The sequence below is a fragment of the Rhodococcus sp. LMD genome (assembly GCF_056108245.1).
The window spans coordinates 818,788-843,838 of sequence record NZ_CM148557.1 but is presented as its reverse complement, the minus strand read 5'-3'; the positions used below and the strand labels follow the sequence as shown (position 1 = coordinate 843,838).

Here is a 25,051-nt window from a genome sequence, read left to right as displayed (position 1 = left end):
CCGACGCATCGGTGCCCCATGGTCCGTGCGCGGGCGACGGGGTACCGGGACGGACGACCGGGACCGCCCGGCGCTACCGCGCCGCTCCGGCGTCCCCTCCGGTTCCCACGACCGGGCACCACACCAGGTCGGCACGGTCCCGGGTCCGTGCGACGGTGTGCGCGTTGGGCAGGTCGACCGTGCGGACCCATTCGGCGGCCTGGGCGACGGTCGATCCGGTGGCCCGGTGGCGCCGGGCCAGGCGGGTCTCGAGCTCGTCGTCGGGTGCGTCGAGGTAGACGACGAGGTCGAGGAGCGGGCGGATCCGCTCCCATCCGCCGTCTGCGAGGAGCAGGTAGTTGCCCTCGGTGACGACGACGCGGGTCTCGGGGGTGATCTCGTGGAACGCGGCGATCGGTTCGTGGAGGCGGCGCGAGTACTCGGGTGCGTGCACGGTCTCCGTGCGGTCGCCGCGGATCCGGCGCAGCAGGGCCGCGAATCCGTCGACGTCGAACGTCTCGGGCGCGCCCTTGCGGGATCGGGTGCCGCGGGCGTCGAGACGGTGGTTGGACAGGTGGAAGCCGTCCATCGGAGCGGCGGCGGCGGCAATGCCGGCGTCGCGCAGGAGGTCGACGAGCAGGTCGGCGGCGGTGCTCTTGCCGGCGCCGGGTGGGCCGCAGAGCCCGACCACGCGGCGCTCCCCCGCCGCGACGGTGCGCAGGTGCCGGTCGATCAGGTCGGCGACGAGCGCGCGCAGCGGTCCCGTGCGGGGTGGCTGCGGCGACGGCATGCGACGAGGATACGAGAGGCGCCGGCTGCGGGGGTCCGCCTATTCTCCCCGGTATGGCTTCCGTGTTCAGCATGATCATCGCCGGCGACCTGCCGGGCCGGTTCGTGTGGCAGGACGACGACGTCGTCGTCTTCCTGACCATCAACCCCGTGAACCAGGGCCACGTGCTCGTGGTGCCGCGGCAGGAGGTGGATCACTGGCAGAACGTCGACGACGACCTGTGGGACAAGGTCCACCACGTCGCCCGCATCATGGGCCGGGCGGTGTGCTCGGCGTTCGGCGCGCCGCGTGCGGGACTGCTCGTCGCCGGCCTCGAGGTGCCGCATCTGCATCTGCACGTCTTCCCGGCGTACGACCTCGGTGACTTCGACATCAGCAAGGCGGAGAAGGACCCGTCGCCGGAGTCGCTCGACGAGGCCCAGGCGAAGCTGAAGGCCGCGCTACGGGAACTCGGGCACGCGGACCACGTCCCCGCCTGACCTTCCGGTCCGCGGCGGCACCGGTGCGGGGTCGTCGAGGAACCCGGTGAAGTGCGCCCACGACGTGCCGCGGGCGGCGGGGCCGGCGAGCAGTCCCAGGTGGCTGCCGGGCACGACCTCGAACCGCACGTGGGGCGATCCGGGCAGTACCCGTCCGATCGCCTCGACGGCCGGGACGGGTGCGAGCACGTCGTCGCTGCCGGCGAGTGCGAGCACGGGCACGGTGACGTCGGCGAGGTCGATCGTCCGGTCCTCGAACCGGACCCGGCCCGTCGCGAGTTCGTTCGCGACCGTGAGACGCATCGCCATCTGATGGAACAGCCGGCCCGGGTAGCCGGGCATGTCCGCCTGGAACCGGTCGATCGCCTCCATCCGGGCGAGGGTGCCGGCGTCGGCGAGGTTGCGGGCGACGAACCACGGCCGGGTCAGTTCGCGCTCGAGGGCGGTGGCCCGGTAGCCGAGCTGCACCAGCGGGGCGGGCACGCCCCCGAGCAGGTGGGTCACGGCCGTGAGGGCGGGTTCGCCCACGAGGCGGCCGAGGTGCCGGGCCGGCCCGAGGAAGGGGATGCGCTCGTAGTCGATCGGCGTGCCGAACGCGGTGATCGAGCGAATCGGCAACCCGGGATGGGCGGCCGCGGTGAGCAGGCACAGGGTTCCGCCGAGGCTCCAGGCGGCCAGGTCGACGTCGCGGCCGCCGCACAGTTCGGCGACCCGCGCGATCGCCTCGGGCACGATGTCGTCGACCCAGTGTTCGAACCCGAGATGACGATCGGAGCGGTCCATGGTGCCGAAATCGAGGACGTGGACGTTGCGACCGGTGGCGACGAGGTGCTGCACGAGACTCTGCCCGGGGCGCAGGTCGTAGCAGCGCGCGGGCGCGGCGAGCGGCGGCACGAGCAGGACCGGGGCGCCCGCGTCGGACTCACCGTAGCGGCGCAGGGTACGGTGCGGTCCGTCGGCGACGACGGCCGACGCGGTGGCGTGCGGTGGTTCGATTCCGTCGCCGACGAACAGCGCCCACGCGTTGCGCACGGCGCGCTGCGCCGTCCCCGACAGTCCCACGACGTCTCCTTACTCGAAAGTCAGTTACGTCACCGTAGCCCAGGGCCGGACCGTCACTCCACCGGCATCCGCGGGATCAGCACCCGGAACGTCGACCCGGCGCCCGGCGCGGACTCCACCTCCACCCGGCCGCCGTGGGCCGCCACCAGCGCGGCGACGATCGACAACCCGAGACCGCTGCCGCCCGACGAACGGGCGCGCGAGACGTCGGCGCGATAGAAACGCTCGAAGACCCGGGCGCGGTCCGCCTCACTCAGGCCGGGGCCGGTGTCGACGACCTCGAGCACGGCGTCGGGTCCGGCCGTGCCGACCCGGACGGTGACGCGCGCGTCGGCCGGAGTGTGGGTGAGAGCGTTGGTGACGAGGTTGCCGAGCACCTGCCGCAGTCGCGCGTCGTCGCCGAGCACCTCCGGTATCCCGGGGCCGTCGAACACCTCGAGCTCGACGGTGCGCTCCGGCGCGACGGCCCGCGCATCGTGCACGGCGTCGGCGGCCAGGGCGAGCAGGTCCACCGGATTCTGCTCGAGCGGCCGCTGGGCGTCGAGGCGGGCCAGCACGAGCAAATCCTCCACCAGCAGGCCCATCCGCCGGGACTCGCTCTCGATGCGGTCCATCAGCAGTGCGGTGTCGCTGCTCGCGCCCTGCCGGTAGAGCTCGGCGAACCCGCGGATCGTGGTGAGCGGGGTGCGCAACTCGTGGCCGGCGTCGGCGACGAACCGTCGCATCTTCTCCTCGGATCTGCGGGCGGACTCCTCCGACGCCGCCGTCGCCGCGAAGGCCTCCTGGATCTGGCCGAGCATGCCGTTCAGCGCCACCGACAGCCCACCGACCTCGGTGCGCGGGTCCCGCTCGGGAACCCGCCGGTGCAGATCCCCGCCCGCGATCGCTGCCGCGGTGCGTTCGACCTCCTTCAGCGGCCGCAGACTGCGCCGCACCACGAAGTACCCGGCGACCCCGAGCACGAGCAGCACCGCGGCGCCGATGCCGACCTGCAGCACGACGAGCCGATCGACGGTGTCCTCGATCGAGACCAGGGTGACACCGACGGTGGTCACGAGGCCCGCGGCGCTACGGGTCGACACCACCCGCCAGCGCACGTCGGACCCGTCGGCGGAGCCCACGGTCTGCGGCTCCCACACCGGCTCGCCGGGCAGCGCCGGCGCGGTGGACTCGTCGTTGACGACGAACCGCTCCTGCCCGTCCGGGTCGACCACCCGCACATAGAACGGGCTCGGCGGGCGGTTCGAACTCGGAGCGTCCGGCGGCGGCAGCTCGCGGCCGGCCCCGGGCGGCTTGGCCCACGTCTGCGCCGCGGTGCGCAGGTCCTGGTCGGTCCGGGCGAGCAGCGAACCCTGCAACGCGGACGTCACCGCCACCCCGGACGCCAGCAGTCCCAGGCCCGACAACGCCACCAGCGCCGCGACCAGCGTCAACCGCAGCGGCAGCGGCCGTACGCGGCTCACGCGCGGGGTTCCCGCATGACGTACCCGACCCCGCGCAGGGTGTGGATCAACGGGGTGTCCCCGGTGTCGACCTTGCGCCGCAGATAGGAGACGTACGACTCCACGACGCCGACCTCGCCGCCGAAGTCGTAGCTCCACACGTGGTCGAGGATGCGCGGCTTGCTGAGCACCGTGCCCGCGTTGACCATGAAGTACCGCAGCAGGGTGAACTCGGTGGGTGAGAGCGACACCGGCCGGCCGGCCTTCCACACCTCGTGGGTGTCGTCGTCGAGTTCGATGTCGGCGAAGGTGATGCGGGCCGAGCGTTCGTCCGCGGCGACCTTGCCGGCCCGTCGCAGGATCACCCGGAGCCGTGCGATGACCTCCTCGAGGCTGAACGGCTTGGTGACGTAGTCGTCCGCGCCCAAGGTCAGGCCGGACACCTTGTCCGCCACGGCGTCCTTCGCCGTCAGGAACAACACCGGCGCGTCCGAGCCGTCGGCCCGGAGCCGGCGCAGCATCCCGAACCCGTCCATCCCGGGCATCATGACGTCGAGGATCACCGCGTCCGGCCGGAACGCCCGGGCCCGGTCGAGCCCCTCGGCGCCGTTGCTCGCCGTCTCGACCTCGAAGCCCTGGAATTTCAGGCTCACCGAGAGCAGTTCGGCGATGTTCGGTTCGTCGTCGACGATCAGAATCCGGGCTTCGGGGGTCTTGTCGGTCACGGCGCCGATTCTCCCGGAGTGCTCTGGCATGCCGCTGCGAGAACCCTGGGAACTTCCTGTACGGCCGGCCCTGCCGAATCCGGGCCGTCGGGGTGCGGCGATCGGGGATCATGGACGTGTCCGCACTGTGAGACGTATCCGCATCGTGAGGAGCCGCCGTGTCGCCGAAGTGGCTGCGCCGCGGGGCGGCGTCGGCCGCGGCCGTCGCCGTGTCCCTGCTCGTGGCCTGCCCGCCCGGGGCCGCCGAGGAGGTCGAGGTCTCGTTCGGTCTCGCGTGCCGGGTGCGGTCGGTGATCGACGTCGACGAATTGCTCGGATCGTCCGCGACGGTGGACGCGCCCGCCCGGGTCCGTCCGGGTGAACGGTTCAGCTACCGCATCCAGACGGCCCCCGTCGCGTATCCGGACTCGAGCCGCGGCGCTACCACCCGCAGCGTCTCCCGCCTGAAGAACGACTTCGCGATTCCCGCCAACGCGACGTTCGTCGACGCCGCGGTCGTGCCCGGGACCGCCTTCAACCTGGACAACGTGCCGCCCGGCGTGCTGCGGGTGAACGAGGACGGCGTCCCCGACCCGGCGGGCACGATCCTGCGCCTGTCCGGAAACAACGAGGTCATCGGCAACAGCCCCACGTCCGGCACCGAGGGCGAGGCCGGGATCCGGGCGCCCAAGACACAGTTGCAGCTCGACGGCACCCCCAGTCCCGTCGGCGACAGCTGGTTCCGGCTCCCCGCGGTGGAGGTGACCATGATCGCGGGCGACGCGGGCGTGATCACGCCGATGCTCCGCACCGCCGGCGACGCGGGCCTGGTCGACGACGACGCCAACTACAACACCTCGCTCACCCAGGCCACGTTCCTCGGCTCCACCCAGTGGGGACCGACACGCTGCTCACCGCGGGACACGATGACCGGCCCCCTCAACGCCGGCGCCGGTCCGCTCGCGGTCATCACGATCTCCGACGTCGCCGAGGTGCCCGCGACGGTCACCGTCGACGCCCCGGACGTGGTGGACGACGGGACGGTCGTCACCCTCACGGCGACGGTGTCGCCGGACGTCGAAGGCGGCACGGTGCTGTTCCGGGACGGCGGCACCGACCTGGGTCAGCCGGTGGCGGTCGTCGACGGCCGGGCCGCCGTCGAGCATCGCCTCTCGGGCGCCGGAAGCCACACGATCACCGCGGTCTACTCGGGCGCGCCCGGCGCGGCGGGCGCGACCTCCGAACCCGTCGCGGTGACGGTGCCCGGATCCGGGAACGCCCGCGGCTGGTGGATCGCCGCCGGGGTCGGGGCGATCGCCGGTGTGCTGGCCGTTGCCGTCCTCGCCCGCCGCCGGAGGCGCTGATCCGGCCCCGCCGGAGGCGGTGATCCGGCCCCGCCGGAGGCGCTGATCCGGCCGGACGCGCCCCCGCACGTCCACCACGTTGTCGGCGCGTGATGCTATTACGGGACGAAGACAGCCACCGCGAAGGAGGTCCCGCCCATGACGACGTGCCGGGCGTGCCGATCCGATCTCGACCACTGTCACGGCACCCTCGTCGTGCACGCGACGACCACCGTGGAATGCACCGATCCCGACTGCTTCGACACCTCCCGGGTGCGGCACGTGCTGGTGATCGACTGCTCCGAACTCGCTCGGGGCTGCGGCTGCACCGAGGTGTATGCCCGGGTGGGAACGCTCCGCGTCTCCTGAGGACCCCCGGCGGCGGCGGCTCGTCCCGCCGAGCCGCACTGTTGCGCCGGTTACAGTGACAGTCATGAGTCTGGCGTCCGCGCTCGCGTTCCCCGTCCGTCTCGGCTTCGCTGCGGCGGATTCGGCCCTCGGCGTGGCCGAAGGCGTCATCGGGACCGTCCGCCTGGCGGTCTCCCCCCAGACGTATGCGGGGCTGAACGCGGTCGGCGTCGCGAGCCCGCGGGGACCGCTCGGTTTGCTGCAACAGGTCTCCGTGCTTGCCGCCGACGACCGTCCGCTCGGCCAGGCGCTGCGTCCCGGCGGACCGCTGGATCGCCTCCTCGCGCCCGGCGGACCGGTTGACCGGCTCACCGCCCCGGGCGGCCCCCTCGACCGGCTCCTCGAACCCGGTGGCGCCCTCGACCGGGTGACGGCGCCCGGCGGTCCGCTCGAGAAGGTCCTCGCCGAGGACGGAGCCCTGGACCGCCTGCTGTCGAGCGGCGGCCTCCTCGATCGGCTCACCGCCCCCAGCGGCCCGCTCGAGCGTCTGCTCGCCGAGAGCGGGCCCGTCGAACGGCTCACCGCTCCCGGCGGAATCGTCGACGTCGCCCTCCAGCCCGGCGGCCTGGTCGAACGGGCCCTCGAGCAGGGCGGGGTGCTCGACACCCTGCTCGCCGAACAGGGCGCCCTCGAACGCCTGCTCGCCAAGGGCGGACCGCTCGACCAGATCGTGTCGCTGTCCGAGACGCTGGTGCAGCTGACCCCCACGATCCATCGGATGAGCACCAGCATCGACGTGCTGCAGGAGACCGCCGAACTGCTCCGCGAGGCGGTGGGCCCGCTGGGTGATCTCGCGGGCAAGCTGCCCGGCCGGTGGTTGCGCAGCAACTCGGGTGGCTCGGGCAACAGCGGCAGGCACGAACTGCGGGCACCGGACTGATCCGCTCACTCCTGCAGGTCCGTGACGGCCCGGAAGGTGCCGTCCATGTGGAACGGGGTGGACTCGTGCTCGTGTGCGATCCGCCACGACCCCTCGACGCGGCGTAGACCGAACGTGACGCGGAACCACAGGTCGAAGCGCGGCCCGCCGTGTTGTGTCGCTCCCAGCCGCGACAGTGCGTGGCAGAACGCGACGTCGCCGGCCGTCTCGACGCGCAGGTCCCGCACCTCACAGTCGAGAGGGCCGTCGAACCCCGCGAACCACGACGCCCAGACCTGCGGAGCGGGGGCGGACTTGCGCAGCGGCGGCGCCAGATCGAACACCGTCGCACCGGGGACGTAGCACGCGGCGAGCCGATCGACGTCCTTGGCGTTGCGGGCCGCGGTGTGTTCCTCGATCAGCGCACGAATCCGCTCCTCGTCCGGAGCCTCGTCCGTCTCGAGGACGGCGAGGATGTTGCCGGCCGGGTCCCGGAACCACGCGATCGGCGGGCCGACCCGACGGAAGATGCCCTTGTCGTCGACGTCGTCGTAGCGCTCGAACCGGACACCGCGAGCGGCGAGTTCGTCCACCACCTTCTCGAGGTCGCGAACGGGAAAGTCGAGGACGGTGTAGGTGGCCGGAGTGTGGTCCTCCTTCGGATAGATCAACGTGTCGCGTCCGCCGTCGAGGTGCAGGTGCAACATCCCGTGCTCCTCGGACACGGAGAGACCGAGGACGTCTCCGTAGAACTTCGCGGCCGCCGCCACGTCGTCGACAGCGAAACTGGAAAAGGAACGGTCCAACATGGTGCTGACTCCTCACTGCGAACGATGCCGTACCTGTTCCGACCGCCGAGCGGCGGTAAACTCATCGGCCGGGCGGTGACCTTCTTCCCCGGCACGGACCCCCGGGTCTAGCGTGAAAGACGGTTCCGACCGAGGGAGGTCGCCATGACACCCACTTCGACCCGACCGCGCTCCCCGGTCGCCGCCCGACGATTCGGGTATCTCGTCGCGGCCCTCCTCAACGCGGTGGTGCTGTACGCCGCGAACGTGTGGCCGGGCTGGGAGGCGGTGCCGTTCCTCACCGACGACACGCGGTCCGTCATCGGCTGGGTCAACGCCTCGATCCTGGTCAGCCTGGTCGCCAATCTCCTGTACCTGATGCGGGATCCCGTGTGGTTCAAGGCGCTGGGAGACGCGGTCACCACGACGGTTGCGCTGCTGGCGCTGCTGACGATCTGGCAGGTGTTCCCGTTCGACTTCGGCGACGCCTCGTTCGACTGGCCGCTCGTGGCGCGCATCGTCCTGGGGCTGGGAATCGTGGGCAGTGTCATCGGGATCGTCGCCGCCCTCGTCACCTTCGTCCGCAGCGTGGTGGGTCGCTCGTCGGCTCGAGGGACCCGGTCTCGCTGAACTGTGCCCGAGCCGGCCCTGGACGCCGGCTCGAAGGACCGCCTCGCCCCACCGAGCGAACGGACCGTGCTGGCGCCCCGCGCGACGGACCAGCGCGACGGGACCGGCCGAGGCTACTAGCGTTGGAACCATGCCCGTCCCCGAACTGCTCGCCGGCCGCTACGAGTTGCGCGGCGTGCTGGGCTGCGGCGGGATGGGTGAGATCAGAGACGGCTGGGACACCCGTCTCGGGCGACCCGTCGCGGTGAAAGTGCTTCGGGGCGAATTCGGACGCCTGCCCGACGTGCGCCGACGCTTCGAGGCCGAGGCACGCGCTGCGGCGTCCCTCGACGATCCGCACATCGTCGCGGTGCACGACAGCGGCGAGGACGCCGGAGTGCCCTACATCGTGATGGAGCGCCTGCCCGGCGGCACCCTCGCCGACGAGATCGCGCTCGGCCCGATGCCACAGGACCGGGTGCGGGCCATCCTGATCGACGTGGCAGCCGCGGTCGCCGCGGCGCACGACGCCGGGATCCTCCACCGCGACATCAAACCGGGCAACATCCTCTTCACCGAGGCCGGAGCGGTGAAGGTGACCGACTTCGGCATCGCCAAGAGCGCCGGCGAGGACTACACCCGCACCGGCGAACTCGTCGGCACCGTCGCCTACCTGAGCCCCGATCGGCTTGCCGGCACGCCGGCGAGCGTGCACGACGATCTGTACGCCCTCGGGGCCGTGGGGTACGAGGCACTGACCGGGCGCAAGCCCTACGACTACGACAACCTGCTGGCGCTGGCACGGGCGATCACGCAGGGACCGCCGCCCCCGCTGGCCGCAGCGCGACCGGACGTCGACCCCGGACTCGTGGCCGTGATCGAGCGGGCGATGGCACGCGATCCCGGACAACGCTTCACCAGTGCCCGGGACATGCTCGCCGCCCTGCAGGGCCGGCCTTTCGCCGCTCCGGTGAGCCCGGTGCCTCACGGGCCGACACGGGAGTTCACCGCCGCCGTGCCACTCGCGCCCGCCACGACTGCTGTGCGGTTCGACGCGACCCCCGAGCCCGACCCCGGTCGTCGCCGGATCCTGCTGGCACTCGGCGTGACGACCGCAGTAACGGTTGCCCTGCTCCTGCTTGCCTGGGGGCGGGGCGGTGATGCGCCGTCGGTCGCGGGGACGAGCAGCGTTCCCGTCAGCATCCCGATTCCGGTCGGCAACCCCAGTTCACCCGGCACCCCAGAGGCGAGCCCGACGCCCGTGTTCACCACCGTTCCCGCGCCGGCCCCGATCGTGCCGCCGGTAGTGCCGGAGTCCGGGAACGGAAGCAGTGAGGACGGTAACGAGGGGAACGGTAGCGGTGACGACGGCCGCGGCAACGAGGGCCGCGGTGACGGCAACGAAGGTGGCAACGAGGGCGGCGGCAACAACAGCGGCGGCAACGGCAACCGCGGCAACGGCAACAACAGCGGCGGCAACGGCAACAGCGGCAGGTGATGCGGGAGTCGGAACACGGGCCGGTGCGGAACGGAAGGGCTGATCGCGTTCGACCGCTGGACTGCACGAAACCCCTCGGGCGCTCCCACTTCGAGGTGGGAGCGCCCGAGGGGTGATGGATCAGAGCAGGATGCCGAGACCGGCGAGCAGAGTGAACAGCGTTGCAGCGAGGGAACCGAGAACCATTCCTACCTCCAAGGTGTCGTGTGACGATCCTTCGTCTCCGCAGGGGACGGAGACGAACGACGCTCCACGTCGCTGAGCGCGCGACGGGGGCATCATCAAGATCATCGAGCGGTACACGATAGGTGTTACCCCCAGTTCGACAAGCGCACTCTGTGATGTGCCTCACCACGGTTCGTCGGGTAGCCAGCCGACGGCCTTCGTGCCGGGAACCGACCGTCGGCCTGACTATGCCGCGGGCAAGTCACTTAGGATGGGTGCATGGATGCGGCACGGTTGGAGGGCTTTCTCGCCGATCGCGATGCCTGGCAGACCACCCAGTGCTCGATCGCGAAGGCGATGGACACGGTGGGAACCCGCTCGGCGATGCTGATCCTGCGCGAGGCCTACTACGGCACCCGGCGGTTCGACGACTTCACCCGCCGCGTCGGGGTCACCGAGGCTGTCGCGGCAGCCCGACTGCGCGAGATGACCGCCGAGGGCCTGTTCGAGCGTCGGCCGTACAAGGAACCCGGGCAGCGGACGCGGTACGAGTACGTCCTCACCGAGAAGGGCCGCGACCTGCTCCCCGTGGTACTCGCGCTGCAGCAGTGGGGTGACAAGTACCTCCAGGGCGAGCGCGGCGCTCCTCTCGGCCTGTCCGACGACACGACCGGTGATCCCGTGCGCGTCGAGGTCCGCAGCGCCGAACGCGAAGTCCCCCTCGAGGAACTGCGCGTGACGCCGAACTTCACCGCGGAACAGGCCCGGCGCGCGATGCGCAACGCCTCCGCAAACCGGTGATCCACCGCCGGGCGCTCTGCGAGAATCGGTCGACACGTTGTCACGAGCTCCGGGGGTGATCACCGTGACGGAGATGCCGGAATCCGGTGCCGGACCCGACCTGACCCGGGTGCCGACCGACGCCCTGCTCGCGGAGATCCGCCGCCGGATCGAGTCGTCGCCCGCCGTCTCCGCGGCAGCAGCGCCCGATCGAACCGAGGACGCCCCTCCCCCGAACACGCCGTTGCAGGTGTTCGAGGTCGCCGCGAACGAGAGCGACGAGACCGGGTTGCGCGCCTCACCGATCCACCCGGACAGCGAGACCTGAGCGCATCCGCGATCCGGGCAGCCGGACGCGAATGCAATTGTTGTCGCGTCCGACCGAGAACCGCGCGGATGCCCCCGCGCCGCTGGTGGAGCCCCCTGTCAGGATTGAACTGACGACCGCTCGCTTACAAGGCGAGTGCTCTACCACTGAGCTAAGGAGGCAGTCGAGCGCGCCAATCATACCGAGACACCGGGCCCGGCATGCCACCCCCCGGTTCGTTACGGTGGATTGGTGGCCGCGACGGCCGCAATCGACGACGACAGAGTTGGGAGCGCACAGCGGTGGGAACGATGGCAGCCGCCTTCGGAAAGCTTGTCCTCGACCGCCGGGCGACCCTGGACACCATCACCGAGGCGCCGGCGCCGCTGCAGCCGATCGACCTGACGGACGACGCGACGGTCGCCGAGGCACTCGACGTCGCCGTCCGCGTCGGCGAGGTGCTGCTGGCCGCGGGCACCGGCGCGATCGACACCTCCGAGCAGGTGCGTTTCGTCGCCGCGACGTACGGCCTGGCGCAGTGCGACGTCGACGTGACCTACAACTCGATCGTGCTCTCGGCGTACCGCGGGCCGACGATGCCGCCGGCGAGCACGATGCGCGTCGTGCAGTACCGGTCGATGGACTTCACGCGGCTCGCCGCGGTGGACCGGCTGACCCGGCGCATCCGGCGGGAGGCGATCTCCCCGGCGCAGGCCCGTGAGGATCTGCTGGCGATCACGACGGCGCCGCACCCGTATCACCGCTGGGTGGCGACGTTCGCGTGGGCGGCGATGGCCGCGTCGATCTCGGTGCTGCTCGGGGGTGGCGCGCTCGTGGCGGCGATGGCGTTCGCATCGACGGCGGTCATCGACCGGACGAACCGCATCCTCAACGGCATGGGTCTGCCGTTCTTCTTCCAGCACGTCGTCGGCGGCATCATCGCCGCGACGCCCGCGATCCTGTTGTTCAACCTGCGCGAACCGTTGGGTGTCGACGCCCCGCCGGGGCTGATCATCGCGGCCGGCGTGACGGTACTGCTCTCGGGCTTGTCGCTGGTCGGCTCGGTGCAGGACGCGATCACCGGAGCGCCGATCACCGCGTCGGCGCGGTTCTTCGAACTGGTGATGATGACGGGCGGGATCATCGCCGGCGTGGCGACGGCGCTGAAGGTGATGGAGGCGCTGGGCGCGGAGCTGCCGGTGATCAGCAACGATGCGCTACCCACGGCGACCGCCCTGCCGGTGAAGGTACTCGCCGGTGCGGCGTCGGCACTGTTCTATGCGCTGGCGTGCTACGCCGAACGGCGGGCGCTGACGGCCGCCGCGCTCGGCGGTGCGGTGGGCAGCCTCGTGTTCCTGATGTCGATGGAGTTCGCGGTGGGTCCGATCATCTCGTCGGCGACGGCCGCGACGGTGGTCGGTTTCGCCGGCGGCCTGATGGCGCGACGGGCGCTGACCCCACCGTTGGTGGTGGCGGTCGCCGGTATCACCCCGTTGCTGCCGGGCCTGTCGTTGTACCGGGGCCTGTATGCGGTGATCGGCAACGAACTGCTGCTCGGACTGACCGCGCTGTTCTCGGCGTTCGGCATCGGGTGCGCGCTGGCGGCGGGGGTGACGCTCGGCGAGTGGCTGGCCCGCACGGTCCGGCATCCGCGCAGCGTGCTGCGGGCGGGGTCGCTGCGCCGGCCGCAGTTGCGGCGCGTCCGGCTGGTCCGTCCGTACCGGGGGGCGAAACGCCACGAGAGTCACCCCGCGGGTGGCGCACCCGCGGCGTGACTCTCGTCTACGCGTTACCTCGGACGGTCAGGCGCCGGCGTTGCGGGCCTTCTCGTCGGCTTCCATGGCGTCACGCAGGCTCTTCGGCCGCATGTCGGTCCAGTTCTTCTCCACGTACTCGACGCACGCTGCACGCGACTCCTCCCCGAACACCACGCGCCACCCCTGCGGCACCTCGGAGAAAGTCGGCCACAGCGAGTACTGCTCCTCGTCGTTCATGAGGACGTAGAAGCGGCCGTCTTCGTCGTCAAAAGGATTCGTGCTCATCTCGCCTCACTTGTCGCATAGGTGTGCTGCTCCCGTACCCTAGCAAGCTCCGGGGCCCGGTCATGACCCGCTGGTAGTTTTCCGTCGCGCTGCTCGAGGACGGATCCGAGGATCTCCCCGGACCGGATCGCCACGTTCGACAGCAACGAGGCCGTCAGCCCGTGGGTCTTCTCGGTGCCGCCCTGAAGATAGATCCCCGCCCGGACGTCGCCCTCGGTGGGCAGGCGGTAGTCCCGGTCGACCGTGCGCAGCGGCGACGACTCGGGAGCGAGAGCGCCGAGCAGCGGGGGCAGCGGGGCGGCGTCGAATCCGGTGGCGAGGACCACGGCGTCGCACGTCAGGGTGTCGGTGAGTCCGTCGAGCGTGCTGCGCACGTCCACCTCGATTCCGGTGGCAGTCTCGGTGACCGCGGCGACCTCGGAGGCGCGCCGCATGAACAGCCGCCGCCGGCCGCCGACGCGCTCGCGGTACTCGGCCGCGTACAGCGCGGCGATGAGGTCGGGGTCGACGACGGAGTAGTTGGTGCTGCGGTGCAGGGCCAGCAGTCGCTCCCGCTCCGCTTCGGGTGCGGCGTGCAGTTCGTCGACGGTGGCCGGATCGAAGATGCGGTTGGCGTACGGGCTGTCGTCGGCGGGGCTGTAGCCGAAGCGGGCGAACACGTTGTGCACCTCGGCCTGCGGGTAGTGGCTGTGCAGGTACTGCACCACCTCGGCAGCGCTCTGGCCGGCACCGACGACGACGAACCGCTGGTGCACCGGCGCCGGCATCTCGGCCAGATGGAACAGGAACCGGTGGTTGTGGAAGCACCGCACGCTCTCGGTGGCCCACGGGGGGATGCGGGGCCGCAACCCCACCCCGACGACGATGTTGCGGGCGTGTACGACGGTGCCGTCGGCGGCGTGGACGGCGAGGCGGTCGGCGATGCCCGCCGGGTCGCGTACGGCCTCGACGGCGACGACCTCGGTGCCGTACCGCACGTCGGCGTCGACGCGGGCGGCCGCCCACTGCAGGTAGTCCTGGAACTCGTGTCGGGTGGGGAAGAACGTCTGGTGGTTGACGAAGTCGACGAGCCGGCCCCGGTCGTGCAGGTAGGCGAAGAAGGTGTAGGGGCTCGTGGGGTTGCGGAAGGTGACCAGGTCCTTCGGGAAGGCGATCTGCATGGTGGAGCCCTCGAGGAGCATTCCGGGATGCCAGGCGAACGCGGGCTGCCGGTCGAAGAACCGGGCCCGCACGGGGTCGTGCGGGGCTTCGGCATTGTGCTCTTCGACGGCGATCGCCAATGCGAGATTGGCGGGTCCGAATCCGATCCCGACGAGGTCGAGGAGTTCCGGTGGTTCGCCGTCCGGCGACGGCGAGTCACCGCTGTCGTTGCAGGAGCGGTCGGTCATGGTCGCTCTTCCGTGCTCGGGGGCCGCAGCCGCGGATGGATCGATCGCACAAGAAGATAGCTCAGGCTACCCTTGGTTTGGTTAGCCTACCAATCATTGCAGCCGGTTGGGGTGCGTCACCCGCCGGCCCGGAACCCCGCTCCCTAGTGACTCCCCTCCGCCCGCGCAAACAGATCGCCTTTGCGGATCTTGCCGGTGGCCGTCATGGGCATCGCCTCGACGAGTTCGACGATCGGCACCTTGTAACCCGCCATGTTCTCGCGCGCCCACGCCGTGAGTTCGCCGGCCGTGACGGTCGCGCCGGGGACCGGCTGGACGAACGCAAACGCGACCTGCCCTCGGTCCGGATCGGACCTGGGGACCACCGCGACCGTCGCGACCCCCGGGTGCATGCGCAGCAGCGCCTCGACCTCGGCGGGGAAGACGCTCATACCGTTGGTCTTGATCATCTCCTTGTTGCGGGCGAGATAGTGCAGCGCACCGCGCTCGTCGAACCGGCCGACGTCGCCGGTGCGCAGCCAGTCGCCCTGGAACGCGTCCGCGGTAGCCTCGGCGTTGCGGTAGTACCCGGTGGTCACCGAGGGGCTGCGCACGACGATCTGCCCGGTCTCACCGAGCGGCACCGGGGCACCCGCCTCGTCGACGATCAGGATGTCGGTGCCCGGCACGGGCAGGCCACAGAACACCGGCTCGCTCGCGAGGTCGAAGTCGCCGTCCTGGAAGCCGAGGGTGAAGGTGTCCGCGGTGTTCGTCTCGGTCATGCCGTAGCTCGCCTCCCGCAGGGTGTGGCCGGTCGCGTCGCGCCACCGCCGGCGGATCGCCGGGTCGAGCTTCAGCACGAACGACACCGCCATGGCGTTGTCGAGCGTGGCGGCACGATTCCCGTCGAAGCCGGGCGCGTCCATGAGTTCGACGTAGTTGTCGACGGTGCCGACCGCGCTGGTGACGCCGTGCCGCTCGACGAGAGCCAGCGCGGCGTCCGCGTCCCACCGGGTCATCAGCACGACGGAGCCGCCGTTGACGAGAGGATTGAGGATGCCGAAGACTTCGCCGGCGATCCAGAACATGGGCAGGTAGTTGAGCACCACGGTGGTCTCCCCCACCCGCCGGCCGCCGCCGACGGTGGCCGCGGCCGCGGTGTAGACCATGTGCCACTGGGTGTGCTCGCAGCCCTTCGGCATGCCGGTGGTGCCGCCGGTGTAGTTCAGCGCGGCGAGCGCGTCCGGGTCCGTCGCGACGGCGGGTGCGCGGGGACTGTCGAGAATGCTCGCCCAGTCGCCCGCGGCGGGATCGGTGACCGGGAACGGTGGCGGCACCTCCCCCGGCCTCGTACCGGTGAGCATGTCGCCGAGGGCAGTGACGGCGACGTGCCGCACCGGCGTGCGCGGCCGGACCGCCTCCACCAGCGGGAGCAGTTCGGGCTGCGTGAGCAGGATCGTGACGCCGGCGTCGGCGAGCTCGTGGGCGAGCTCGTGTTCGCGCAGCATCGGATTCACGGGTACGTGGACGGCGCCGATCTTGAGGATGCCGAGCATCGCGACGTGGAACTGCGGACAGTTGCCGAGGTGGACACCGATCCGGTCGCCGGCCCGGGCGCCGCGGGCGAGCAGCCAGCCGGCGAACCGGTCGGAGAGGTCGTCGTACTCGGCGTAACCGACCGTGCGACCGTAGAACTCGATCGCGGGGGCATGCGGGCGCACGTGCGCCCAGTGCCGCAGGTAGTCCACGAGCGCGCGCTCGTCGATCGGGTACTCCACCGTCCGCGGCACCTCCGGCGGCCAGTGCGCTTCCTGCACCCGCCGGATCCCGCCGAGTGCAGCCTCGAGGGCGTCGGAGTCGGTGGGGACCGTGTTGAGCTCGCGTGTCATCTGATGTGCGGCGCGGATACTGCCTCGTTCACGAGGGAGAGGAAGCGCCGTCCTCCTTTCGGGGGGAGTGGTGGGGTCGGGCGAACCTGTCGGTGGGGTCGGTCAGCGTGCCGGCATGGGGGTCGAGGTGGTGCGCTACAACTACCGGTTGCGGCCGGGCACCACCGCCGAACATGCCCTGATGCAGGAGTGGCATCGCTGCCGGTTCCTGTGGAACGAGGCGGTGCACCAACACAAGGCCGGTCGCAGGCCGACGTTCGGGAAGCTGGCCAAGCAGTTGACCGACGCCCGGGCACGCTCGTCGTGGTTGCGGGACGGCTCCCAGGTCGCCCAGCAGCAGATGCTGCGTACCTACGCGCAGGCGTTGGACGCGTCGTTCACGGTCGAGGGCCGGGGCCGGCCGCGGTTCAAGGCGCGGAGGAAGACCCGGCCCTCGCTCGAGTACACCCGCCGCGGGTTCCGGATCCGCCACGGCCGGTTGGTGCTGCCCAAAGGCGTGCGTGTGCCGGTGGTGTGGTCGCGGGCACTGCCGGCGGCGCCGTCGAGTGTGCGCATCACCCGCGATTGCCTGGGGCACTGGTACGCCTCGTTCGTGGTGACCCGCGAGGCCGAGCCGATCCCGGCCGCCGACCCGAACAGCGCGGTCGGGATCGACTGGGGCGTGGCCCGCACCGCGACGGCCACCGAGGAGCGGTTCGATCTGCCGCAGCACGGGCACCGGAGACGGTGTGCGGCGCAGGTGGCGAGAGCGCAGCGGACGATGGCGCGGCGCCGCCGGGGCACGGGGCACCCGCCCTCGAGGGGCTATCGCCGGGCCCGCACCCGGGCCGCGAAGGTGCAGAAGAAAGCGGCCCGGCGCAGCCGGCACGACGGCCGGATCTGGGCCCGGGCCGTGGTCGAGGCGCATCATCTGGTCGCGGTGGAGGATTTCCGACCCCGGTTCCTGTCGAGGTCGACGATGGCGCGCACGGCCGCCGATGCCGCGATCGCGACGGTGAAACGGGAGTTGCTCGAGCGGGGCAGGCGGGCCGGCCGGAAGGTGGTGTCGGTGCGGCCCGCGTACACGACCATGACGTGTTCGAGGTGTTTCGCGAGAGCCAAGCAACGCCTCGGACTCGGGGAACGTATCTTCCGGTGCTGGGCGTGCGGGCATACCGCGTGCCGGGACCGGAACGCTGCCAGAGTGATTCTGGCTGTGGCGGAGCGTGGCCACACCGGTGTCGACGACGTGAGTCAAGCGGATCACCTCCCTCCGGGTGGTGGTGCGGTTGCGGTCTGAGCCGGGAATCTCCTGCCTTCGGGAAGGAGAGGCGTTAAGTCGACCTTCCGTTCTCGGGGCATCCGGCGGCGACGGGGTGATCCCGGTCACCCACCGTGTATAGTTGAATCCGGCGTCGAATTCAACTGACCGGGACGACCGCCGCACATCCGAATCACCGCACCGCAGCAGGGCTTTTCTGCAACCGAAAGGAAGACGTATGGCGTCCGTGAACAGACAGGTCCGACTGGCACGACGACCGGTCGGCCGCCCCGACGACTCCACATGGGAGGTCACCAGCGCCCCGGTCCCGCAGCCGGCCGACGGCGAGTTCACCGTCCGCGTCGAGTACGTCTCCCTCGACCCCGCCATGCGCGGATGGCTGAACGACGTCCGGTCGTACGTCCCGCCGGTCGGGATCGGTGAGGTCATGCGCGCCCACGCCGTCGGGCGGGTACACGAATCCCGCCACGACGGCTACAAGGAAGGACAGCTCGTCTCCGGGCACTTCGGCGTGTGCGACTACGCCGTCTCCGACGGCAGCGGCGTCGTCGCGGTCGACGAGTCCCTCGCGCCGCCGCCGGTGTGGCTGGGCGCACTCGGATTCCCCGGCATGACGGCATATTTCGGGCTCGTCGACGTGGGGCGGATGAAGCCCGGCGACACCGTGCTCGTGTCGGGCGCCGCCGGGGCCGTCGGCAGCATCGCCGGGCAGATCGCGAAACTGAGCGGATGCCGCGTCATCGGCATCGCCGGCGGACCCGAGAAGTGCGCGTGGCTCACCGACGAGCTGGGATTCGACGCCGCCATCGACTACAAGGCCGGATCCGTGGGCCGGGCGCTGCACGCCGCCGCACCGGACGGGATCGACATCTACTTCGACAACGTCGGCGGGGAGACGCTCGACTCGGCGCTGGCCGTGCTGCGCAAGCACGCGCGAGTCGTGTTGTGCGGGGCCATCTCCGGCTACAACGCGACCGACCCGCAGCCGGGCCCGTCCCGCTACCTGTCCCTGCTCGTGAACCGGGCATCCATGACCGGGTTCATCGTCTTCGACTACCTCGACCGCTTCCCCGAGGGCATGGCTGCCGTGTCGGAATGGATCCGCCGCGGCGAACTGGTGACCCGTGAACAGGTCGAGACCGGCGGCGTCGAGGCATTCGGACGCACACTCAACATGCTGTTCGACGGTGCCAACACCGGCAAACTCGTCCTGAAGACCACGGCCGACTCCTGAGAACCCCGCGCCCGGCCGGGTCGCCCCGCGGCGCGGCCGGGCGCGATCAGTTCTCGAACCGATACACCGCGTACGCGGTGCGGATGACCGGCTGTGCGACGTTGCGGACCCGCACGCCGCCCGGGGTCGTGCCGCGCTCGCATCCCGCGTGGGCGTGCCCGTGCACGGCGAGATCGAGCTGGAACTCGTCGATCGGCTCGCCCAGCAGATACGACCCGAGGAACGGATAGATCTCGGCGGGCTCGCCGCGCAGGGTGTCGCTGATCGGCGAATAGTGCAGCAGCGCCACGCGGACGTCGGCACCGTCGAGCTCGGCGACGGCGCCACGGAACCTGTCGGCCAGTTCCATGGTGTGCCCGGCGAACTGCTTCATCTCCGGCTCACCGAACGCGCTCGCGCACTTGCCCGCGAAACCCCCGCCGAACCCCTTGGTTCCCGCCACGCCGAGCCGGGCCCCGTCGACGTCGAGGACGACCGACTCCCCCTCGAGCACGACGATGCCCCGGTCGCGCAGCAGCTCGGTGATCTCGTCCTGGGCGTCGCTGTGGTAGTCGTGGTTGCCGAGCACACCGACGACAGGCACCGGCAGATCGCCGAACTCGTCGGCGACGACACGCGCCTCGTCGGCGGTGCCGTGCCGAGTGAGATCACCGGCGAGCAGCAGTACATCGGCGTGCTCGTGCAGGTGTTCGAGAGCGGGCCGCAGATGCCCGCGGGCGTCCTCGGCCAGGTGTACGTCTCCGACGGCAGCAATCCTCATCGCAATTCCTCCACCGAAGTTCCGGGGTCACGCGAGTCGACCACGTGCACGTCGTTGCGGACGGTGACGCCCGGCAACTGTTCCTGCACCACCACGGTCAGCGCGTCACGGCGCGCGGCACTGGCGACCTCGCCGGTCAGGTAGACGTCGGTGCCGCGGATCGTGACGCGCACGCCCTGTTCGGCGGTGCGGGGGTCCTCGGCCAGGGCGCGGTGCAGGTGCGCCACCACGTATTGCGGGTGATCCGGGTGTTCGTGACTCATCGTCGGGCCTCCGAGTCGGGTTCGATGATGCCCAGGTCGGCGAGCAGGCCGAGGAAGGCGCGGGCGTACGGCGACGCGGCCGTCGCGGTGGCCACCTGCCCCCAGTCCACCTGCTCGCGCAGGGCACGGGCGATACGCAGCAACGGCGCGAAGTCGCAGCGGTGGGCGTCGAGCACATTGAGCTTGTCGCTCATCAGGTCGGTGCCGCTGATCACCGGCGCCGCGGTCGGGCCGATGCGCATCCACTGTGCGCGGGCGAGCATCGAATCGTCGACGTCCCGGTCGTTGGGCCGGAAGATCAGGTCCACGAGGTGATCACCCTCGTAGACCTTGCTCAGCCAGTTCTCGGGCGGGTCGACGGGACGCATACCGGCGGCGACGAGCGCCTCCCGCGCGGCGTCCACATCGTGCGGGCGGACGAACAGGTCCACGTCGTGGTCGGACGCCGGGCCACCACGGGCGTACACCGCGCAGCCGCCGCCGACGGCGAACCGCACCCCGGCCTCACCGAGGGTGTTCACCGCCTTCGTCAGCACCTGCAGCAGCAGCCTCTCCTTGACCGACTCGTCCGACGAGCCCGCAGCGTCGGACGACGCGGCATCGAGACCGTGAGGATGTGCGTTGGTCATGGGTGGCGGGTACCCGCGCGCCCGGGGCTCACACCTGGCCGGGCACCTGCCCCGTCACGAAGCCGAATCGCTCGGCGAGCTCGGAGCGGGTGCGGTCGGCGTCGGTGTGCAGCACACCGGCGATGCCGATCCGCGCCGCTCCGTCGAGGTTCTGCTGCAGGTCGTCGATCATGACGGCCTGTTCGGGGGCGACCCCCAGTCGCTCGCACGCGAGGGCGTAGATCCGGCGGGACGGCTTACGGATGCCGACCTCGGCGGAGATCACCACCTCGTCCGCGAGCGCCGTCAGCTCGAAACCCGCGTAGCAGTCCCGTCCGAAGGCGTTGGACACCAGCGCCACCGGCACGCCGGCGGCCCGCAGATCGTCGAGGAGGGCCACCGTCCGGTCGTCGCGCCGCAGCCCGGCCTGCATCCGGGCGGCGAGTCCTTCCGCGGTCACGACAGCTCCGTGGGCGCGGAGCCGTCCGGCGAAGCCCTGCTCGAACTCCTCCGCGTCGATGCGCCCCGACTCGTGGTCGGCGAGCAGCCGTCGCGAGTCGGGGTCGCCGCCGAGCAGCCGCAGCGGCAGTCCCGGATCGCCGAGTGCCGCGCCGAACTGCTCGAACGCGGCGAACACGCTCGTGGTGAGCACGCCACCGAAGTCGACGAGGACGGCCGAGCGCTCGGGCGCGGCGCGGTTCATCGATCCCGCCCTTCGGCGCGTCCGGCACCGACGGCCGCGGCGCGCTCGGTGTGGAACCGCACCATGCCCTCCTGCGCGACGGCGGCGACCAGTCGTCCGGTCGTGTCGAAGATCTGTCCCTGGATCAGGGCACGTCCCGACTCGGACGACGGCGACACCTGATCGAACAGCAGCCATTCGTCCACCCGGAACGGCCGCAGGAACCACACCGCGTGGTCGAGCGACGCCCCCTGGATCGGCCGTTCGGGATGCGGCAGGACGGCGATGTCGAGCAGCGCCATGTCGCTGCAGTAGGTCAGGGCACAGGCGTGCAGGACCGGGTCGTCGGGCAGCGGGGTGCGGTGCCGGATCCACAGCCGCCGGCGCGCCGGCGCGTCGGGTGTGGCCTCGTCCGCCGGGAGCCAGCGACGTTCCCAGTCGTCCCACTCCGGGAAGTCGTACCACGCGGCCCACGGGCGCCCGTTCTCCGTGACCTCCTCCGGTCCGGTCGTGGGCGGCATGGCCGCCTGGTGGGCGTGCCCGTCGTCACCGCGGTGGAACGAGGCGGTCAGGGTGAACACGGTCTCGCCGTCCTGGACCGCGGTGACGTAGCGGGTGCGGAAGCTGCCGCCGTCCCGCACGGCGTCCACGTGGTAGTCGGCGGGCTCGAGCGGCCGGCCGGGGCGCAGGAAGTGGCCGTGCACCGAGTGCACGCCGAACTCGTGCGGCACAGTCCGTGCCGACGCGGCGAGCGCCTGCGCCGCGACCTGACCGCCGAAGGTGCGCTCCATCTCGGTCGGCACCGGGGCGGCGCGGAACGTCGCCGGGGCGATCTCGCGCAGGCGCAGGATCTCGTCGATGCTCGGCACGTGTCTCCTCCTCGGGTCAGGACGATGCGACCCTGCGCATCTCGCGGCGCAGGATCTTCCCGCTGGTGGTCTTGGGCAGCTCGTCGAGGATCTCGACCGATCGGGGCGCCTTGTAGGTGGCCAGCCGCTCGCGGCACCAGGTCACCAGTTCGTCCGGGTCGACCTGCTGGTCCGGGCGCAGGCTCACGAACGCCGCGACCGACTCGCCGCGGTAGGAGTCGGGCACGCCGACGACCGCGGCCTCCCGGACCGCCGGATGCCGGTAGAGCACGTCCTCGACCTCGCGGGGCCAGACCTTGAACCCGGAGGCGTTGATCATGTCCTTCTTGCGGTCGACGACGTACACCCAGCCCTGTGCGTCCATGAAGCCGACGTCACCGGTCAGCAACCGTCCGCCCGGAATGGACTGGGCAGTGGCCTCGGGCAGATTCCAGTAGGCGGGGACGACCATCGGCCCCTCGACGGCGATCTCCCCGACCTCCCCCGGTCCGAGGTCCTTGCCGTCCTCGTCGACGATGCGCACCGTCGCGGTGGGCAGCGGCAGACCGATGGACAGTGTGCCCGAGTCCGGATCCACCGGCGCCTCGCGACCGGAGGGCACGACGACGCAGGGCGCGCTGGTCTCCGTCAGGCCGTAACCGTTGCGGATGTAGAGGCCGGTCCGCTCACGGAAGCGTTCGACGATGGCCGGCGGCAGCGGTGCGCCACCGGAATTGAGGGTCAGCAGCGACTCGAACGCGTCCGACGAGAACGACGGATGTGCCAGCAGCGCCATGAACGCGGTCGACGGGCCGACCATGAAAGCGGGCCGCTCCCGCTTCAGGACGTCGAGCACCACCCCGGCGTCGAAGCGGTAGGCCAGGACCAGCGGACCGGCCAGATCCACCGCCGTGAGCAGCTGCACCACCATTCCGGTGATGTGGAACAGCGGTGCGAGCGCGAAGATCGGCGAACCCGCCGGGATCTCGTCGTACAGGCGCAGCAGTACGCAGTTGACGGTGAGGTTCGCGTGGGTGTTGGTGGCACCCTTGGGCAGTCCGCTCGTCCCGGACGTGTAGGAGACGAGCGCGATGTCGTCGGGGACCAGGCCGGGGTCGGGGACGGGGCGGCCAGCCCACTCGCGGGCGACCTCGAGCAGATCGGGGACACCCGAGGTCCGGCGGCGCTCGACGCCGGCGAAGAGCCGCTCGTCGTTCGAGGTCTGCAGGTCCAGCTCGCTCGCCGTCAACGCGATCGTCACGCCCGCCCCGGCGGACCGCTCCGCCACCCGGTCCGCCCACGCCTGTTCACCGCACACGACGGCGACGACGCCTGCGTCGGTGAGGATGTGGTCGAGCTCGTCCTTGTACATCGGGTTCAGCGGCACCACCGCGCCGCCGGCTTTCCACGCACCGAACAGCGCGAGGACGAACTGCGGCACGTTCTGCAGGTACACGGCGAGCCGGTCACCCGAGCGGAAGCCCTGCGCGAGCAGGTACGCCGCCACCCCGTCGGTGAGCTCGTCGACCTCCCGATACGTCAGCGTCGCACCGAGATACGTGATCGCCGGCCCGTCCGGCGCCGTCGCGACGGCGTCCGCGAACACCTCGAGGGTGGTCCGTCGCGGGACGGGTCCGACCTCGGCCACGCGGGGATCGTACTGCGCCATCCAGGGCCTGTCGTCGTACCAGCTCATCGTCGCGACACCCGTCCTTTCGTGTGGTTGCAGCGGTTCATGCGACCGGCAGGTCGACGAGCTCGGCCAGCCGGGCGCGGTGCCGGGACGGGACGCCGAGCGCGAGCTGATCGGCCTTGGCTCGCTTGAGGTAGAGATGTGCCGGGTACTCCCAGGTCATCCCGATGCCGCCGTGCAACTGGATGCACTCCTCGGCGGCGTGCACCGCGACGTCGCTGCAGTACGCCTGGGCGACGGCGGTCGCGATCGCGGTGTCGCCGTCGCCGCGCGCGTACGCGTCGGCCGCGTACCGGGCGGCGGACTGCGCCGCGCCCACCTCGAGCCACAGGTCGGCGAGCCGGTGCTTGATCGCCTGGTACGAGCCGACGGCGCGACCGAACTGGCGGCGCTCCTTGACGTAGGCGACGGTCGTCTCGAGGCACCACTGGGCCACCCCGAGCTGCTCGGAGGCGAGCAGCACCGCCCCGCACCGCAGCGCCTCGGTCACGGCCGCTGCCGCGTCGCCGCCGTCGATGCGGGTGGAGGCGGCCCCGGCGAACTCGACGTCGGCGATCGGCCGGGTCATGTCCAGCGATAGCACGGGGGTCACCGTGACGGCGGGCGCATCCGACCGGACGGTGTGCAGTTCGAGGCCGTCGGGCCCCGCGACGGGGACGACGAGCACGTCGGCCTCGTGTGCTCCGGCAACGCTGGTGACCCGGCCGGTCAGGCCGTCGCCGGTGCGACGCACCCCGGTGATCGCGGCGTCCGGCCCCACCGACAGCGGGACCGCGAGGGCGCCGGTGACGGCACCGGCCGCGAGGTCCGGCACCGTCCCGGTGTCGCCGGCGCGCAGTAATGCGACGGTGGCGAGCACCGCGCTCGACAGGTACGGCACCGGCGCGACGGCCCGGCCGATCTCCTCCATGACGACCGCGGCCTCGCGGGTGCCCGCGCCGGCGCCGCCCAGTGATTCGGGCACCAGCAGCCCCGCCAGCCCGAGTTCGACGGCCACGGTCTTCCACACGCCCGAGAAGTCGGCGGGCGCGGCGTCGTACGCGGTCACCACGACGGACGCAGGACAACGCTCGGCGAGCATGCGACGGACGCTGTCGCGCAGGGCGTCCTCGGTGTCGGAGTACAGCAGGTCGGTCATCTGGTGTTCGGCGCGGATACTGCCTCGTTGACGAGGGAGCGCAAGCGCCGTCC

The 25,051-nt window shown here is 71.3% G+C and carries 26 protein-coding genes and 1 tRNA gene; 11 read left to right on the top strand and 16 right to left on the bottom strand.

Going from position 1 to position 25,051, the window contains the following annotated elements:
- Positions 1-73: 73 nt before the first annotated feature.
- Positions 74-769: a nucleoside/nucleotide kinase family protein gene (locus tag ACWPQI_RS03925; protein ID WP_474738657.1), complete on the bottom strand. Its 696-nt coding sequence runs from the start codon at positions 767-769 to the stop codon at positions 74-76.
- A gap of 53 nt (positions 770-822) precedes the next feature.
- Here ACWPQI_RS03925 and ACWPQI_RS03920 point away from each other — a divergent pair, with 53 nt between their 5' ends.
- Positions 823-1,248 (top strand): HIT family protein, encoded by a 426-nt coding sequence (locus ACWPQI_RS03920; protein WP_026137718.1) that lies wholly within the window; start codon positions 823-825, stop codon positions 1,246-1,248.
- Here the strand turns inward: ACWPQI_RS03920 and ACWPQI_RS03915 are convergent.
- From ACWPQI_RS03915 to ACWPQI_RS03905, 3 genes are read right to left on the bottom strand one after another with little or no spacing between them, the layout of a single operon-like run.
- On the bottom strand, positions 1,210-2,310 hold the full coding sequence (locus tag ACWPQI_RS03915) for an alpha/beta fold hydrolase (RefSeq protein ID WP_017680579.1): 1,101 nt from the start codon (positions 2,308-2,310) through the stop codon (positions 1,210-1,212). The two genes, ACWPQI_RS03920 and ACWPQI_RS03915, sit on opposite strands and share 39 nt — an antisense overlap.
- 53 nt (positions 2,311-2,363) lie before the next feature.
- Positions 2,364-3,773, bottom strand: coding sequence for a sensor histidine kinase (locus ACWPQI_RS03910; protein ID WP_395705251.1), 1,410 nt, complete (start codon positions 3,771-3,773; stop codon positions 2,364-2,366).
- Complete coding sequence (locus ACWPQI_RS03905; protein WP_172603572.1) at positions 3,770-4,507, bottom strand: response regulator transcription factor; 738 nt, start codon at positions 4,505-4,507, stop codon at positions 3,770-3,772. Before ACWPQI_RS03905 ends, ACWPQI_RS03910 begins: the two co-directional genes overlap by 4 nt.
- 128 nt (positions 4,508-4,635) lie before the next feature.
- Here ACWPQI_RS03905 and ACWPQI_RS03900 point away from each other — a divergent pair, with 128 nt between their 5' ends.
- From ACWPQI_RS03900 to ACWPQI_RS03890, 3 genes are all read left to right on the top strand, one after another.
- Positions 4,636-5,820, top strand: a complete 1,185-nt coding sequence (locus tag ACWPQI_RS03900; RefSeq protein ID WP_064066166.1) for an Ig-like domain-containing protein — start codon at positions 4,636-4,638, stop codon at positions 5,818-5,820.
- A gap of 138 nt (positions 5,821-5,958) precedes the next feature.
- Positions 5,959-6,168, top strand: coding sequence for a hypothetical protein (locus tag ACWPQI_RS03895; protein ID WP_017680576.1), 210 nt, complete (start codon positions 5,959-5,961; stop codon positions 6,166-6,168).
- A 64-nt stretch (positions 6,169-6,232) separates the two neighbouring features.
- On the top strand, positions 6,233-7,087 hold the full coding sequence (locus ACWPQI_RS03890) for a hypothetical protein (protein ID WP_010593742.1): 855 nt from the start codon (positions 6,233-6,235) through the stop codon (positions 7,085-7,087).
- A 5-nt stretch (positions 7,088-7,092) separates the two neighbouring features.
- On the opposite strand, the gene ACWPQI_RS03885 is transcribed toward ACWPQI_RS03890, so the two are convergent.
- Positions 7,093-7,875 (bottom strand): nuclear transport factor 2 family protein, encoded by a 783-nt coding sequence (locus ACWPQI_RS03885; RefSeq protein ID WP_017680575.1) that lies wholly within the window; start codon positions 7,873-7,875, stop codon positions 7,093-7,095.
- A 144-nt stretch (positions 7,876-8,019) separates the two neighbouring features.
- Here ACWPQI_RS03885 and ACWPQI_RS03880 point away from each other — a divergent pair, with 144 nt between their 5' ends.
- The 4 genes from ACWPQI_RS03880 (at position 8,020) to ACWPQI_RS03865 (ending at position 11,234) form a co-directional block, all read left to right on the top strand.
- The gene (locus ACWPQI_RS03880) at positions 8,020-8,484 is read left to right on the top strand and encodes a hypothetical protein (protein ID WP_010593740.1); all 465 of its coding nucleotides are present in this window, start codon (positions 8,020-8,022) and stop codon (positions 8,482-8,484) included.
- A 130-nt stretch (positions 8,485-8,614) separates the two neighbouring features.
- Positions 8,615-9,961: a serine/threonine-protein kinase gene (locus ACWPQI_RS03875; RefSeq protein ID WP_102031096.1), complete on the top strand. Its 1,347-nt coding sequence runs from the start codon at positions 8,615-8,617 to the stop codon at positions 9,959-9,961.
- 444 nt (positions 9,962-10,405) lie between these two features.
- The gene (locus tag ACWPQI_RS03870; protein ID WP_010593738.1) at positions 10,406-10,927 is read left to right on the top strand and encodes a winged helix-turn-helix transcriptional regulator; all 522 of its coding nucleotides are present in this window, start codon (positions 10,406-10,408) and stop codon (positions 10,925-10,927) included.
- A gap of 73 nt (positions 10,928-11,000) precedes the next feature.
- Positions 11,001-11,234, top strand: a complete 234-nt coding sequence (locus ACWPQI_RS03865; protein WP_225222260.1) for a hypothetical protein — start codon at positions 11,001-11,003, stop codon at positions 11,232-11,234.
- An 86-nt stretch (positions 11,235-11,320) separates the two neighbouring features.
- Here the strand turns inward: ACWPQI_RS03865 and ACWPQI_RS03860 are convergent.
- Positions 11,321-11,395 (bottom strand) — tRNA-Thr (locus ACWPQI_RS03860).
- Positions 11,396-11,524: 129 nt separating this feature from the next.
- Here ACWPQI_RS03860 and ACWPQI_RS03855 point away from each other — a divergent pair.
- Positions 11,525-12,988 carry a threonine/serine exporter family protein gene (locus ACWPQI_RS03855; protein ID WP_010593736.1) on the top strand — a complete coding sequence of 488 codons (1,464 nt, stop codon included), beginning with the start codon at positions 11,525-11,527 and terminating at the stop codon, positions 12,986-12,988.
- Positions 12,989-13,015: 27 nt separating this feature from the next.
- Here ACWPQI_RS03855 and ACWPQI_RS03850 read toward each other — a convergent pair whose 3' ends face one another.
- The 3 genes from ACWPQI_RS03850 to ACWPQI_RS03840 all read right to left on the bottom strand — a co-directional run bounded on the left by ACWPQI_RS03850 (position 13,016) and on the right by ACWPQI_RS03840 (position 16,511).
- Positions 13,016-13,255, bottom strand: a complete 240-nt coding sequence (locus ACWPQI_RS03850; RefSeq protein ID WP_003936798.1) for an MbtH family protein — start codon at positions 13,253-13,255, stop codon at positions 13,016-13,018.
- A complete protein-coding gene (locus ACWPQI_RS03845; protein WP_040273932.1) occupies positions 13,252-14,643 on the bottom strand; it encodes a lysine N(6)-hydroxylase/L-ornithine N(5)-oxygenase family protein in 1,392 nt (463 codons plus the stop codon). The genes ACWPQI_RS03850 and ACWPQI_RS03845 overlap by 4 nt, the downstream gene beginning before the upstream one ends.
- Before the next feature lie 143 nt (positions 14,644-14,786).
- Positions 14,787-16,511, bottom strand: coding sequence for an AMP-binding protein (locus tag ACWPQI_RS03840; protein WP_304433603.1), 1,725 nt, complete (start codon positions 16,509-16,511; stop codon positions 14,787-14,789).
- Positions 16,512-16,626: 115 nt separating this feature from the next.
- On the opposite strand from ACWPQI_RS03840, the gene ACWPQI_RS03835 reads away from it, so the two are divergent.
- Together ACWPQI_RS03835 and ACWPQI_RS03830 are read left to right on the top strand one after the other, a co-directional pair.
- A complete protein-coding gene (locus tag ACWPQI_RS03835; RefSeq protein WP_474738656.1) occupies positions 16,627-17,790 on the top strand; it encodes an RNA-guided endonuclease InsQ/TnpB family protein in 1,164 nt (387 codons plus the stop codon).
- Positions 17,791-17,989: 199 nt separating this feature from the next.
- Positions 17,990-19,006, top strand: coding sequence for an NADP-dependent oxidoreductase (locus ACWPQI_RS03830; RefSeq protein ID WP_017682257.1), 1,017 nt, complete (start codon positions 17,990-17,992; stop codon positions 19,004-19,006).
- 46 nt (positions 19,007-19,052) lie between these two features.
- Here ACWPQI_RS03830 and ACWPQI_RS03825 read toward each other — a convergent pair whose 3' ends face one another.
- The 7 genes from ACWPQI_RS03825 to ACWPQI_RS03795 are packed head-to-tail and all read right to left on the bottom strand — an operon-like array spanning position 19,053 to position 24,998.
- The gene (locus ACWPQI_RS03825; protein WP_474738655.1) at positions 19,053-19,766 is read right to left on the bottom strand and encodes a metallophosphoesterase family protein; all 714 of its coding nucleotides are present in this window, start codon (positions 19,764-19,766) and stop codon (positions 19,053-19,055) included.
- The gene (locus ACWPQI_RS03820; protein WP_474738654.1) at positions 19,763-20,029 is read right to left on the bottom strand and encodes a BON domain-containing protein; all 267 of its coding nucleotides are present in this window, start codon (positions 20,027-20,029) and stop codon (positions 19,763-19,765) included. Before ACWPQI_RS03820 ends, ACWPQI_RS03825 begins: the two co-directional genes overlap by 4 nt.
- Complete coding sequence (locus ACWPQI_RS03815; RefSeq protein ID WP_474738653.1) at positions 20,026-20,658, bottom strand: nucleotidyltransferase family protein; 633 nt, start codon at positions 20,656-20,658, stop codon at positions 20,026-20,028. The genes ACWPQI_RS03820 and ACWPQI_RS03815 overlap by 4 nt, the downstream gene beginning before the upstream one ends.
- Before the next feature lie 28 nt (positions 20,659-20,686).
- Positions 20,687-21,340: an HAD family hydrolase gene (locus ACWPQI_RS03810; RefSeq protein ID WP_289377497.1), complete on the bottom strand. Its 654-nt coding sequence runs from the start codon at positions 21,338-21,340 to the stop codon at positions 20,687-20,689.
- Positions 21,337-22,188: an acyl-CoA thioesterase gene (locus ACWPQI_RS03805; protein ID WP_474738652.1), complete on the bottom strand. Its 852-nt coding sequence runs from the start codon at positions 22,186-22,188 to the stop codon at positions 21,337-21,339. The genes ACWPQI_RS03810 and ACWPQI_RS03805 overlap by 4 nt, the downstream gene beginning before the upstream one ends.
- Positions 22,189-22,204: 16 nt before the next feature.
- A complete protein-coding gene (locus ACWPQI_RS03800) occupies positions 22,205-23,863 on the bottom strand; it encodes an AMP-binding protein (protein WP_474738651.1) in 1,659 nt (552 codons plus the stop codon).
- 37 nt (positions 23,864-23,900) lie between these two features.
- Positions 23,901-24,998 carry an acyl-CoA dehydrogenase family protein gene (locus ACWPQI_RS03795; protein ID WP_040273911.1) on the bottom strand — a complete coding sequence of 366 codons (1,098 nt, stop codon included), beginning with the start codon at positions 24,996-24,998 and terminating at the stop codon, positions 23,901-23,903.
- Between the last annotated feature and the right edge of the window lie 53 nt (positions 24,999-25,051).

Coding starts and splice junctions, on each gene's coding strand:
- ACWPQI_RS03925 (WP_474738657.1), bottom strand. CDS start 769: ATGCCGTCGCCGCAGCCACCCCGCACGGGACCGCTGCGCGCGCTCGTC.
- ACWPQI_RS03920 (WP_026137718.1), top strand. CDS start 823: ATGGCTTCCGTGTTCAGCATGATCATCGCCGGCGACCTGCCGGGCCGG.
- ACWPQI_RS03905 (WP_172603572.1), bottom strand. CDS start 4,507: ATGCCAGAGCACTCCGGGAGAATCGGCGCCGTGACCGACAAGACCCCC.
- ACWPQI_RS03895 (WP_017680576.1), top strand. CDS start 5,959: ATGACGACGTGCCGGGCGTGCCGATCCGATCTCGACCACTGTCACGGC.
- ACWPQI_RS03890 (WP_010593742.1), top strand. CDS start 6,233: ATGAGTCTGGCGTCCGCGCTCGCGTTCCCCGTCCGTCTCGGCTTCGCT.
- ACWPQI_RS03885 (WP_017680575.1), bottom strand. CDS start 7,875: ATGTTGGACCGTTCCTTTTCCAGTTTCGCTGTCGACGACGTGGCGGCG.
- ACWPQI_RS03880 (WP_010593740.1), top strand. CDS start 8,020: ATGACACCCACTTCGACCCGACCGCGCTCCCCGGTCGCCGCCCGACGA.
- ACWPQI_RS03875 (WP_102031096.1), top strand. CDS start 8,615: ATGCCCGTCCCCGAACTGCTCGCCGGCCGCTACGAGTTGCGCGGCGTG.
- ACWPQI_RS03870 (WP_010593738.1), top strand. CDS start 10,406: ATGGATGCGGCACGGTTGGAGGGCTTTCTCGCCGATCGCGATGCCTGG.
- ACWPQI_RS03865 (WP_225222260.1), top strand. CDS start 11,001: ATGCCGGAATCCGGTGCCGGACCCGACCTGACCCGGGTGCCGACCGAC.
- ACWPQI_RS03855 (WP_010593736.1), top strand. CDS start 11,525: ATGGCAGCCGCCTTCGGAAAGCTTGTCCTCGACCGCCGGGCGACCCTG.
- ACWPQI_RS03850 (WP_003936798.1), bottom strand. CDS start 13,255: ATGAGCACGAATCCTTTTGACGACGAAGACGGCCGCTTCTACGTCCTC.
- ACWPQI_RS03845 (WP_040273932.1), bottom strand. CDS start 14,643: ATGACCGACCGCTCCTGCAACGACAGCGGTGACTCGCCGTCGCCGGAC.
- ACWPQI_RS03840 (WP_304433603.1), bottom strand. CDS start 16,511: ATGACACGCGAGCTCAACACGGTCCCCACCGACTCCGACGCCCTCGAG.
- ACWPQI_RS03835 (WP_474738656.1), top strand. CDS start 16,627: ATGGGGGTCGAGGTGGTGCGCTACAACTACCGGTTGCGGCCGGGCACC.
- ACWPQI_RS03830 (WP_017682257.1), top strand. CDS start 17,990: ATGGCGTCCGTGAACAGACAGGTCCGACTGGCACGACGACCGGTCGGC.
- ACWPQI_RS03825 (WP_474738655.1), bottom strand. CDS start 19,766: ATGAGGATTGCTGCCGTCGGAGACGTACACCTGGCCGAGGACGCCCGC.
- ACWPQI_RS03820 (WP_474738654.1), bottom strand. CDS start 20,029: ATGAGTCACGAACACCCGGATCACCCGCAATACGTGGTGGCGCACCTG.
- ACWPQI_RS03815 (WP_474738653.1), bottom strand. CDS start 20,658: ATGACCAACGCACATCCTCACGGTCTCGATGCCGCGTCGTCCGACGCT.
- ACWPQI_RS03810 (WP_289377497.1), bottom strand. CDS start 21,340: ATGAACCGCGCCGCGCCCGAGCGCTCGGCCGTCCTCGTCGACTTCGGT.
- ACWPQI_RS03800 (WP_474738651.1), bottom strand. CDS start 23,863: ATGAGCTGGTACGACGACAGGCCCTGGATGGCGCAGTACGATCCCCGC.
- ACWPQI_RS03795 (WP_040273911.1), bottom strand. CDS start 24,998: ATGACCGACCTGCTGTACTCCGACACCGAGGACGCCCTGCGCGACAGC.